The organism is Sphingobacterium shayense, assembly GCF_013179575.1.
GTDB classification, from domain to species: domain Bacteria; phylum Bacteroidota; class Bacteroidia; order Sphingobacteriales; family Sphingobacteriaceae; genus Sphingobacterium; species Sphingobacterium shayense.
Genome location: NZ_JABMCQ010000128.1, coordinates 1 through 12,793, shown reverse-complemented (window position 1 = coordinate 12,793; position 12,793 = coordinate 1). Strand labels below are relative to the sequence as shown.

Sequence of the window (12,793 nt, the reverse complement as noted above, 5' to 3'; positions counted from 1 at the left end):
TGCAAATAAACGTCTACAATTACAACGTGAGCAAGGTATGCGTGCTACCAAACATATTACGTTGGATGAAATCGGACGTCGTTTGGCAATCGGAAACTTTAAAGAACTTAATGTTATTGTTAAGGGTGATGTGGACGGTTCAATTGAGGCGTTATCCGATTCATTATTAAAGTTATCGACTGGCGAGATACAGGTAAATATTATTCACAAATCCGTGGGTGCTATTTCTGAATCAGATGTATTGTTAGCCTCAGCCTCAGATGCGATCATAATCGGTTTCCAAGTACGTCCGACACAAAATGCGCGTAAGCTTGCAGAAAACGAACAGATCGATATACGTCTTTACTCGATCATTTATGACGCGATTGATGAGCTTAAATCTGCAATGGAAGGCATGTTAGCACCAAAATTCGAGGAGAAAATTGTTGCAGAGGTTGAAATTCGGGAAACCTTTAAAATATCCAAGGTGGGTACAATTGCCGGATGTATGGTTCGGGAAGGTAAAATTAACCGAAATAACGATATCCGCGTGATACGCGACGGTGTTGTTATTCATACCGGTAAATTAGCATCCTTAAAACGTTTCAAAGACGACGTTAAGGAAGTAAGTCAAGGATATGAATGTGGTTTAAATATCGATCGTTTCAATGATATACTCGTTGGTGATATCGTCGAAGCATACGAACAAGTAGAAGTAAAACGTAAACTCTAATTGAGTTTTATTAAATAACTATAATCCTGACAGTTAACACTGTCAGGATTTTTTATTGGGCATAGATTTTTTCTATTTGCCCACCAACGACAAATACAGTATTTTTAGATATGTACAAATTCGAGATTACAAATATCATTCAGCAACCAAATGACAATGTTACTCTTACTTTCAAAGATTTATCGGGAGATTACCCTGCATATAAAGCCGGGCAGTTCTTAACGATGTCGTTCACGTTTGGCGAACGTGAAGTTCGTCGATCATATTCATTTAGTAGTTCTCCTGATGTTGATGAACCGCTTGCGGTCACTGTAAAGAGGGTTGATAATGGGGAAATTTCCAGACTCTTACATCACCGGACCCGGGTAGGCGATATCATTGATGTTCTGGCTCCGCAGGGACTATTTTCTTATGAACCGGAACCCGAATCCTCGCGTACTATATTTTTATTTGCAGCAGGCGTGGGGGTAACACCCTTATATTCCATATTAAAAACAGCATTGACGAGGGAGACAAATAGTAAGATCGTTTTAATCTATAGCAATGGCTCACCAGAACGGACTGTATTCAAAGATGAACTGGAAGAATGGCAAAAAAAATTTGTAGATCGTCTGGAAATTATTTGGATATATTCCAACTCTAAGAATTTATTAAATGCCCATCTGAACCGCGAGAACCTACTTCGTTTTGTCAACGAACGTATGCCAGAAAATAAGCATGCGTTATTTTTCACCTGTGGTCCAGTATTCTATATGGATCTAGTACGCTTCACGTTGCTTGGACTAGGGATTCCAGATGCCGATATACGCAAAGAAACGTTTCATTTTCCGGACGAAGAAGATGATGAAGATGAAAAAGACGAGATACCGGTTGACACAACTTCATACGATATAATATTACGATTTCAAGGAAAAGAATATGAATTGACAGTCCCTTATAATAAAACGGTGCTTGACGTTGGCCTTGAACATAAAATCAAACTTCCGTATTCCTGTAAATCTGGGATGTGCAGTACCTGCATCTCTCAGTGTACAACGGGGGCTGTTCGGATGGATTATAACGAAGTATTAACGGATAGGGAAGTGGAGAAAGGCCGTTGTTTGATTTGTACGTCACATCCGATAGAAGATGGTACGACGATTGATGTAATATGATAAAGTAAATAAAAAACTATGAAAGCTGTTATCATCGGGGCTACAGGCGCAACAGGTAAAGAAGTACTAAAGGAACTATTGGCAGACAAAAGAATAACAGCTGTGGTTGCTTTGGTACGCCGTGAAATAGAAGATATACACCCAAAATTAACGGTTGTAAAAATAAACTTTGATAAGATGCAAGATTACGAAACGCATCTGCACGGGGACCTCGCATTTTCCTGTTTGGGTACAACCCTAAAAGATGCCGGTAGTAAAGAAGCTCAGTGGGTCGTTGATCACGACTATCAACTACACTTTGCTGCCCTTTGTAAATCACAAGAGGTGCGGCATTTCGTCCTACTTTCCGCGGTGGGATCGGATAAAGATTCGATGTTCTTTTATAGTAGAATGAAGGGAACCCTAGAGGATAATATTTGCGCGTTAAATTTCCCACAGCTAACAATTATACAACCAGGAATGATAATACGGCCTGACACTACCCGAAAAATGGAAAAAGTCACTGGTAAAATCCTTGATGGACTAAATAAAATGGGACTATTTAATCAGTATCGATCAATAACGACGAAACAACTTGCCAAAGAAATTGTAAAGGCAGGATTCGTGGCCAACAATTCGGGTATTCGGCGCCTTGCAGTACACGATTTGTTCAACTCGGCCATATAGTATTTCAGCAAAGTCATATTTAAAACTGATATGGCATTTTAGTTTCAAATGCTTATCTTTAAGCCAATTTTTAATAGACACAGTTTGTGATCAATCTAAGTGTGTTATATTATGCTTATCCGTAAAACAATTGAATTTCAATAGAAAATTATGTCATCCAAAATTATTTACACTAAAACTGATGAAGCGCCACTGTTGGCGACCTATTCATTTTTGCCAATCGTAAAAGCATTTGCTAAAACAGCAAACATAGAAGTAGAATTAAGAGATATCTCATTAGCAGGCAGGATTCTAGCTAATTTTTCAGAGTATTTAAGTCCCGATCAAAAAGTTTCTGACGCGTTAGCAGAACTGGGACAACTAGCAACTAGTCCAGATGCGAACATCATCAAATTACCAAACATTTCCGCATCTATCCCGCAGCTAAAGGGCGCAATAACTGAATTGCAAAAGGCTGGGTACAATGTACCTAACTATCCAGATACGGCCGAAAACGAAGAAGAAGAAATCATTAAAGCGACATATGCTAAAATCTTAGGGTCTGCTGTTAACCCAGTGCTACGTGAAGGTAACTCGGATCGTCGTGCTCCCAAGGCAGTTAAGAATTATGCCAAAGCAAATCCTCATAGCATGGGAGCGTGGTCCTCGGACAGTAAAACTAAAGTAGCATCAATGACCGACGGTGATTTCTATTCAACTGAACAATCACTTACCGTTGAAAACGACGGAAAGTTCAAAATAGAATTTGTTGCTGCAGATGGACAGTCTACCGAACTTAAATCATACGGAAAGTTAATTGCAGGTGAAGTGATCGATTCTTCGGTACTTAACATAGCAAAATTAAAAGCATTCGTTGCCAAAACGATTGAAGAGGCAAAAGAAGCTGGTGTTTTACTATCTGCACATCTTAAAGCGACAATGATGAAAGTTTCTGACCCCATCATCTTTGGCGCTATCGTTGAAGTTTTCTTTAAAGATGTATTCGCGCAATATGGAGACCTATTTAAGACTTTGGGTATCAATAAAAACAATGGTTTAGGAGAGATATATAATAAGATTGCTGGAACGCCGCAAGAGGCAGAAGTCAAAGCCGCCATTGAGAAAGCGATAACAGATGGTCCTGATCTAGCGATGGTGAATTCTGACAGAGGAATTACCAATTTACATGTACCTTCAGATGTAATCGTTGATGCTTCGATGCCTGCAATGATCCGTACATCGGGACAAATGTGGAACAAAGAAGGCAAACCGCAAGACACAATTGCAATTATCCCAGATCGTTCATATGCAGGTGTTTACAAAGCTGTAATTGAAGATTGTAAAGCAAATGGTGCCTTTGATCCAAAAACAATGGGCTCTGTACCAAATGTTGGTTTGATGGCACAGAAAGCCGAAGAATACGGTTCCCATGATAAAACATTCCAAGCGAAATCTGCAGGCACAATCAATGTTGTAGATGCTGAAGGTAAAGTTTTAATGGCACAGCCGGTTGAACAAGGTGATATTTTCCGTATGTGCCAAGCAAAAGATGCTCCGATTCAAGACTGGGTTAAACTAGCAGTTAATCGTGCTCGGTTATCAGGAACACCTGCAGTGTTCTGGCTGGACGAAAATCGTTCGCATGATAGAGAAATAATCAAAAAAGTAAACAAATATCTAGCGGATCACGATACTGAAGGTTTAGAAATTCACATACTTTCTCCAATAGAAGCAGCTAAGTTTTCTGTGGAACGCATTCGTAAAGGATTAGATACAATATCTGTGACAGGTAATGTATTACGTGATTACCTTACAGATTTATTCCCAATATTAGAGGTTGGAACGTCGGCGAAAATGCTATCGATCGTTCCGTTAATGAACGGCGGTGGTTTATTTGAGACCGGGGCAGGCGGTTCGGCACCGAAGCACGTTGAACAATTTGTTAACGAAGGATACCTTCGTTGGGATTCGCTAGGTGAATTTTTAGCCTTAGGAGCGTCGTTTGAACACCTCGCTGAGACACAAAAGAATGATAAGGCTCAAGTGCTTGCAGAAACTTTAGATATTGCAACCGAAAAATTCTTAGCAAATGATAAGTCGCCCGCACGTAAAGTTGGACAGATTGACAACCGCGGTTCACATTTCTATCTAACATTATATTGGGCTGAAGCTTTAGCTGCACAAACTAAAGACAGCGAACTGGCAGCCATTTTTAGCAAGCTTGCTACTTCTTTACAGGAGCAAGAGTCAAAAATAAATGATGAGCTTATTGGTGCTCAAGGAAGTCCACAAGATATAGGTGGATATTATTTTCCTAATGATGAACTAGCTTCTAAAGCAATGCGTCCATCATCAACTTTTAATACAGCGATTGCAACAATATAATAATAGAAATTGTAATTTTTTAAAGGATCAGTTTATCTAGCGGTAAACTGATCTTTTGTTTAGCGGCTAAACACTTGTTATAGAACTCTTTAATTTTCTTTAAATCCGGCGCCCGAATTGCTCAATGTACAGTTTTCATATCCGTATATTTTACGATGGTTCTTTCAGCAGAGATTACTTTTAACTTCCGGCTATTCGGATAGAAATTTGGAGTTTATATCTTCGAAAGCCTTGTAAAAAATAATGCTCTTTAATATTTCGTGAAAGCGAATATTAAAGAGCATCTGAATTTTTGGGGGCTTCTAATTTAAATTCGAGAGACTATCAGTTTGATCATGCTGCGCAAGCAAACCTTTTGATGTTACCTGTTTTACAATATTTGTATTCGCAAGGTACTGATCGTTGTCCGCGTATATGTAGACTAATGATCCATTTTTAATCGTGTTGATAATGGGTTTCGTTAATGCTCTTGGTAAAGCAGGACAACCATAGCTACGTCCCAATCGACCGGTAGATTTAATAAAAGATTCACTGCAATAGTCTGCTCCGTGAATAACCACGGCTCGCGCCTTCGCTTGGTCATTAATACCTTTTTCTAATCCGTTTAATATAAGAGAATAGCCATTACCGCCTTGATAGGTGCCTTCTGTGAAGAAAAAACCTAATGAACTCTGTAATGACCCATGTTTATTCGAGAAAGATGTCGCATACTTCTCTCCAGAATTCTTACCATGAGAAACGATATTATGAAATAAAACTTTTTGATTATCCATATCGATAACTACCATACGCTTCTCACTTGAAGGTAAAGTAAAATCAATCACAGTAAGGATGTTTTTCTTGCTAGGATTCAGCTGTTCATATCCTTGCAACGCTTGTTCGAAGGCATCAAAATTTAAGACACCCGCTAATTTCATATTCTCATAAAGAATATTTGCTGTTGATTTTTTTTCTATTTTTTTGATTTCTTCTGAAGGCTTAGAATTTGCTGCTTCAGCTACTGAAGGATCTGTAATTCCTGTTGGAATATAACTCACTAAAAAACATGTCAACAACACAAATATCATACTACGCATAAGCACTTTTCTTTAGTTCCGGGCCAAAATTACGAAAAATCCCGCGGCAAAAATGTTAAATAATGTGAATATCAATTAATTACAATTACTAACGAATTATACTTTTTAGCCCAATCATATACAAATTTTGCATGAGAAGAAGCGTTGCGCACACACATATGAGATCTTGGGGTTGTACCCAATGACCAACTGTATTCTACGATCTTACCTTTAGGATTGTTTACCGGCACGCCATGAATGTATGCACCATTGGTGAAGCGACTCGCATACGGTGCATAGCCCTCAATTGATGTTGTCCCATCCCGGTAATAAAACATTTTCGGTTTCTTCTCCTGTACGACAAAGATACCTGTTGGTGTATCGTGCGCATAAGGAGGTTTATGCCGCCCGGTAGTAGCTGGATTCATACTTCTGATCACCCATTTACAATCCCCTACACGTTCTGCAGTTAAAATATTTTGGTTTGTTACATCAGGAAATGCGACATGGTAGAAGGTAACCGAATCTCCAATTGGTTTAATATAACGTCTCGGAACTTCGAACTCGCCCTGGAACGACACCCCTTCAACTTTAACCATATCGATTGTATCACTGCTGCGCAGCTTCGCAAGTGCTCCATCTCGTCCGTAAATGGTAGGCGCTTCAACATCTCCGGGCAGATATAACGGAATTCCTTCATATCGTTCCGTACCCAACGAGTCGGAAACTAATTTGTATTCGTTCCGATGAAAATTCTTTACAAGAGGGGCCTCACCATGTTTGTTTTTTCGATTTTCCAAAACTACATAGGAAGCCTTTTCACGTTGGAAATTTTCGACCAACGCAAGATAATCTCTAATTTTATCGAGTTGGAATTGGCGAGTCGTATCTTCATAGTCGTATGTCTCCTCAAGGGTGTGCTGATCATAGGAGAGTTCTTTTTTTAGGTCGATATCATCTGCAGTTCTCGGACGTTGCCTCTCGGCTTCCTCAGCCTGTTTAACGCGTTCTATTGAATCTTTTCTGCGTTGTTCAGCAGGGTCGGTAACTTTAGCCTTGTTTTGATTGCAAGCCGTTAAAGTTAGACAAAAAAAAAGGAATGCGTTCCCGATGTATTTTCCCATGTAATTCCTATAAAATTCCGTTAATATCTGATGCATCCAAAAATACATAAATTTTCAATATTTAACATGTCGTAGTTCGCAATGCGCTAGATATTTATAGTTTTGTAGCGTTTCGCAACGCTTAGGAAGATCAATTTATCTAGAATTATCATCAGCAAAAAAGAATAGAAATATTAATACCATGGGCGATCGCCCAGTCGACCATTAATCCTTGAAATCCAATTTTATAAAGTTCCTTGTTTTTGCAGAACAATCTTACCTATGGAAATTATCATTATTGATCGCAAAAGCTTAACTTCGTGTAGTTACCGATTATAAATGAGACACGCTCTATTTCTGATTGCTTTATGCTTTCCCTTTTTAGCATTGGGGCAGGGCGTATTTCAGTTACGCAGTGGGAAACCGCTTACATTCAAATTTGAGCTTATTAATAATGTCGTGTTAGTTCCTATTACTATAAACGGCGTCGCATTCTCGTTTCTGTTAGATACGGGAGTAAAGGAGACGATTCTTTTTGCGAATAACCGAGACAGCCTCTATCTACATAATCAAAATAAAATTAGGTTTCAGGGAATTGGAAGCGAGGGAGGTATTGACGGCATATTATCAACAGAAAACATCGTCGAAATTGATGATGTAGCCGTCGATTCTTTACATTCTATATACGTCATCCAAGCTGACGACTTGGATATCTCTAGTGACGTTGGTGTGGCAATAAATGGAATATTAGGATCGCATTTTTTCCACAGTTTTCCTGTAAAAGTAGATTATATAAAAAAACGATTAACCCTCTATCCATCAGGTTACGATTATAGCGGAGAGGTTAGAAAATATGAAAATACGCAAATTGAGATCGAACGACACCGTCCTTATATCGAGGCAGAACTATTATTTCGTGACAAATGGCTAACCAGTAAAATGCTTGTTGATATGGGGAATACAGACGCAGCAATGGTATTCCCTTTTCGTATTGAACAATTTGAAGTTAGAGAACCCTACGTTGAAGAATACATAGGAAGGGGGTTCAGTGGCGTAATTCATGGGAAACGCAATCGGATTAAAAAGGTAGCAATTGAAGATTTTGAGATTGACTACCCAATAATTGCGTACCCAGATTCAAGCGCAGTTTTTGAACGGAAGCTGGCAAAAAATAGGGTCGGTTCTATAGGCAGTCAAATCTTACAAAGATTCCATCTACTAATTGATTATCAGCAGCAATTACTGTTTTTGCGTAAAAACAAAAATTTCAATAAGCCTTTCGTACTTAACATGGCTGGATTGGATATAAAACACGATGGGATGGAATGGTCAAAGGAACTTGTTCGTATTAAGCAATCTAGAAGCGATGACCCCATGCAGCCCCAAAATAAAGGAGTTACCATTAACTTTGATAATCATAATGTACAATATAAATTTGTTTTAAAGCCAATATATCGCGTATCAGGTATTCGGAAAGCTTCTCCCGCGGAGAAGGCTGGAGTCCGAGTAGGGGATTTGCTTGTTAGTATAAACGGTCGCTCTATCAGTGGTTTAACTTTACAAAGGGTTATGCAGCGACTACAATCTAAACCTGGAGATCATGTTAAACTAATATTGGAACGTCAAGGAGAGTTAATCGAAGTACGCTTCCAGCTTGTTGATCCAATTCCATACCGTGAAAGCTAAGTTGATGACTGGTATTTGCTTTCTTTATCTAGCTAGTAAGTCGTCTGTGATTTACGTGGCCGATTATTTTTTGCAATTATTATCATACTGTTATTGGCTGACTATTAAAAAGCAATATATTTGATATCGTTAAAGCACTCAAATGTCACAGATTACAATTATTGATTTAGCAAAACAACTTGGACTTTCCAAATCCACCGTATCACGGGCATTTCGAGATAGCAATGATATCAGTCCCAAAACAAAGGCTCGGATTTTAGAAAAAGCAGAAGAGCTAGGCTTCGCTCCAAATCTTTATGCGAGTAGCTTAAAAGGTAACCGGAGCGCTACAATTGCTATTATCATTCCTGAATTCGGGAACAACTTTTTTAGTCAGGCAATTAAAGGTATTGAGTTAATAGCACGTTCTCGAAATTACCATACGCTTATCTATGTCACGGACAGCAATGTACAAAACGAAGCATCTATCGTTCGCTCACTCGCAAATGGACGTGTTGACGGAGTGCTCATCTCTGCCTCCGGAGAAGGAAAGGATCATAGTCACTTGCAGTTATTGCGAGATCATGATATTCCAATTGTATTCTTCGACCGTACGTACGAAGATTTCAATAGTTTTTTTGTAACGGGCAATGACTTCGAATCAAGTCGATCCGCAACCCAGCATTTAATAGAAAATGGATGTAGAAAGATCGCCTACGCGGTGATTAATCAAAATGTGTCTATTGGTAAAATCCGCATGGACGGATACAAACAGGCGTTAAAGGAAAACGGAATTCCCTTTGATCCAAATTTGGTACTGGACACTGTTAACGATGCCCATATTAACAGCGAGGCCATAAGGATGCTATTAAACCAACAAAAACCCGATGGTATATTCGCGGCTGTAGAGCGATTAGCAATTTCAACGTTACGTGTGGCCCTGCACGAAAATATTCGAGTGCCCGAGGATTTAAAATTAATATGTTTTTCTTGTTTGGACATTACGGATTTATTAAGGCCTTCACTTAGTGTGGTAAAACAACCTGCTTTTGAGATGGGAAAGGAAGCAGCTAATTACTTGTTTCGCTGCCTTTCCAAACCAGTCAATCTCGATAACCAACAGACGACCTTACTACCGTCCAAACTCTATTTTCAGGAATCGAGTAAAAAAATATAAATTTTTCTTTGTGAATATTCCGGGAACATTATACCTTTGATATATTTCGGGAACATTCCCGAAATGCTAACAATTTTTTGAGCGAATGTATAAAGGCTAACTTTAGCATTTTCTCGGTTTAAACTTTTGTATTTTTTGGGAACGTTCCCAGTATTATGATATAACCAATATTAGCATGATAAACCAGGCAATAGTTTTGTGTTTGATGGATGATTTAATGTTGCACCTAGGGGTGAACTGCCGCCTTATCGTGTCAAAATTTCCAAAACTCAACGTTTCTAATCATTATTCCTACGGAATTTTATACGCACGTTCAATTAATAGCTTCAATTACTAATCTAAAACTTAACACAATGAACAATTTTACATTACACCGGGTAATGGTTGTTGGACTACTGATGTGTCTTCAGATTACCGCGTTTGCACAGTCTGGCAACTTACAGGGGCGAATAACTGATAAACAAGGCAATGCGGTTCCCGGAGCGACAATTATTGTCCTCGGAACTCAATTATCTACATCGGCTGACGGAGAAGGAAATTACATTCTAAATAATATCGCTTCCAAGGCACATCGCGTATCCGTAAACATGATCGGTTATATAACGCAGGAACAAAGCATTACGATAGGCCAGGGGCATAATACATTCGATTTTATATTAGACATGGATGCCAGTAACCTTGAGGAAGTAATTGTTATTGGATACGGTACTCAGAAAAAGGGAGAGCTCACCGGATCAATGACAACCGTTTCCTCTAAAGATTTCCAAAAGGGTGCGATCACTACGCCAGAACAGTTAATTACCGGTAAAGTGGCTGGGGTACAAATTACATCTGGCGGGGGGCAGCCTGGTGCCGCAAGCACTATTCGTGTGCGCGCAGGTGCATCACTTAATGCTAGTAACGACCCACTCATAGTTATTGACGGTGTTCCTCTTTCCTCAAGTACCATTTCTGGAGTTGCGAATCCATTAAGCCTAATAAACCCTGCGGATATCGAAACATTCACAGTTCTCAAAGACGCAAACGCTACGGCTATTTACGGTTCTAGGGCATCCAATGGTGTTATTTTAATTACAACAAAAAAAGGAGCCAGCGGACAACCGAAAATCAATTTTAGCACACAGAATTCACTAGCTAAGGCAGCTGCAAAAGTAGACTTAATGTCTGCTGAGCAGATTCGTGAATACGTAAATGCACAAGGGACTGATGCACAAATAGCCTCGTTAGGGGAGAGCGATACCGATTGGCAGGATGAGATATACCGACAGGCATTTTCAACAGACAATAGTCTGAGCGTTGCAGGCGCATTCAAGCCAAATCTTCCATACCGCGTTTCCTTGGGCTATCTAAATCAGCAAGGTATTTTAAAGCGCGACAATTTAGATCGTACAACAGCATCGATAAATTTTGCACCGAAACTATTTGACAACAGTTTAAAGGTTGATATTAATTTGAAAGGATCACTTTCAAATTCGAAATTCGGTAATCAGAACGCCATCGGTGCGGCAATTCAGTTTGATCCTACACAAGCCGTTCATGAAGAGAATAGGTTTGGTAACTTTTACGAGTGGAAGCAGTTTAATTCGGCAACCGAACAATACGATCCCAACCCTAATGCACCTCGTAATCCACTTGGGTTATTGGAATTGAAAGACGATAATGGAAAGGTATCACGTAGCTTTGGTAACATACAGCTCGACTATGCCTTACCATTTATCCAGGGGCTAAACGCAAATTTGAATTTAGGATATGACGTATCTAAAGGCGAAGGCGATACCTATATTCCCGACTATGCTGCAGTTACGATTAATACTTTAGGAGAAATTACACGCTACAAAACAGATATCAACAATACCGTTGGTGAGTTCTATCTAAACTATACCAAGGATATCGCCGAGAGCAATATTAATGCTACAGCCGGTTACGGGTACTATAACTATAAATCCAAAGTATACAACTACGATCGCACAAGCGCGGACGGTACCGTGTTAAGCACGCCCGCATTTGCATTCGATGTGCCTCAAAACAAATTGATTTCATACTATGGAAGATTGATTTACACCTACGATAACAAATATATAATCTCCGGGACAATCCGTACAGATGGCTCATCACGATTTAAAGAAGATAACCGCTGGGGTGTGTTCCCCTCAATTGGTGCCACTTGGCGCATTAAAGAGGAATCTTTTCTTGCTGAGAATGATGCTATTTCAGATTTAAAGTTACGCCTAAGCTATGGAGAGACAGGGCAACAAGACGGTATTGCCAACTACTCCTATCTAGCAAATTACACCAGCAGTTCCAACGAGTCAATGTATCAATTAGGTGATCAATTCTATTATATGTATTCACCAGTTGCATATGACAAAGATATCCGCTGGGAATCAACAGCGACATACAATGCTGGAATAGATTATGGATTTGTACGTGGGCGTTTAACGGGTAGTGTAGATGTTTATTTTAAAAGAACAAAGGATCTACTTAGTACAATTCCCATTCCGGTAGGAACGAACTTTAGTAACCTGCTCCTTACAAACGTGGGGAACATGGAAAATAAAGGTATAGAGCTAGCGATCAATGCAAAAGCTATTGATACAGATGACCTTGCATTGGATTTCGGATTTAATTTTACATACAACAACAGCAAAGTAACGAATTTAACAGACGTTTCTGATCCTGAATATATGATCGAAACTGGTGGGATCTCTGGCAGTACAGGAAATAATATTCAGGCTCATGTTATCAATCGTGCTCCTAATAGTTTCCGCGTTCACAAACAGGTATACAACGAAGAGGGCCTACCAATTGAAGGTGTATACGAGGATTTGAATGGTGACGGTATAATCAACGACAATGATCGTTATTTTTATAAATCTCCTGTGCCAGATTATATGCTC

9 protein-coding genes are annotated in these 12,793 nt (G+C 39.3%); 7 read left to right on the top strand and 2 right to left on the bottom strand.

What is annotated here, in order from left to right:
- The 4 genes from HP439_RS13920 to HP439_RS13905 all read left to right on the top strand — a co-directional run.
- Positions 1–712 (top strand): translation initiation factor IF-2 (locus HP439_RS13920; protein WP_343043551.1); only part of this gene is annotated, 712 nt, incomplete at its 5' end.
- Positions 713–822: 110 nt separating this feature from the next.
- The gene (locus tag HP439_RS13915) at positions 823–1,866 is read left to right on the top strand and encodes a ferredoxin--NADP reductase (RefSeq protein ID WP_172390949.1); all 1,044 of its coding nucleotides are present in this window, start codon (positions 823–825) and stop codon (positions 1,864–1,866) included.
- A gap of 18 nt (positions 1,867–1,884) precedes the next feature.
- Positions 1,885–2,532, top strand: a complete 648-nt coding sequence (locus HP439_RS13910) for an NAD(P)H-binding protein (RefSeq protein WP_172390948.1) — start codon at positions 1,885–1,887, stop codon at positions 2,530–2,532.
- A 150-nt stretch (positions 2,533–2,682) separates the two neighbouring features.
- Positions 2,683–4,896 (top strand): NADP-dependent isocitrate dehydrogenase, encoded by a 2,214-nt coding sequence (locus HP439_RS13905; RefSeq protein ID WP_172390947.1) that lies wholly within the window; start codon positions 2,683–2,685, stop codon positions 4,894–4,896.
- A 302-nt stretch (positions 4,897–5,198) separates the two neighbouring features.
- On the opposite strand, the gene HP439_RS13900 is transcribed toward HP439_RS13905, so the two are convergent.
- Both HP439_RS13900 and HP439_RS13895 read right to left on the bottom strand, forming a co-directional pair.
- Positions 5,199–5,972: a murein L,D-transpeptidase catalytic domain family protein gene (locus HP439_RS13900; protein ID WP_246229367.1), complete on the bottom strand. Its 774-nt coding sequence runs from the start codon at positions 5,970–5,972 to the stop codon at positions 5,199–5,201.
- Positions 5,973–6,043: 71 nt separating this feature from the next.
- Positions 6,044–7,075 carry a L,D-transpeptidase gene (locus HP439_RS13895; protein WP_172390946.1) on the bottom strand — a complete coding sequence of 344 codons (1,032 nt, stop codon included), beginning with the start codon at positions 7,073–7,075 and terminating at the stop codon, positions 6,044–6,046.
- 318 nt (positions 7,076–7,393) lie between these two features.
- On the opposite strand from HP439_RS13895, the gene HP439_RS13890 reads away from it, so the two are divergent.
- The 3 genes from HP439_RS13890 to HP439_RS13880 form a co-directional block, all read left to right on the top strand.
- Positions 7,394–8,740 (top strand): PDZ domain-containing protein, encoded by a 1,347-nt coding sequence (locus HP439_RS13890; RefSeq protein WP_172390945.1) that lies wholly within the window; start codon positions 7,394–7,396, stop codon positions 8,738–8,740.
- Positions 8,741–8,882: 142 nt separating this feature from the next.
- On the top strand, positions 8,883–9,896 hold the full coding sequence (locus HP439_RS13885) for a LacI family DNA-binding transcriptional regulator (RefSeq protein ID WP_172390944.1): 1,014 nt from the start codon (positions 8,883–8,885) through the stop codon (positions 9,894–9,896).
- A gap of 353 nt (positions 9,897–10,249) precedes the next feature.
- Positions 10,250–12,793, top strand: a 2,544-nt coding sequence (locus HP439_RS13880) for a SusC/RagA family TonB-linked outer membrane protein (RefSeq protein WP_172390943.1), incomplete at its 3' end; no start/stop codon positions are given.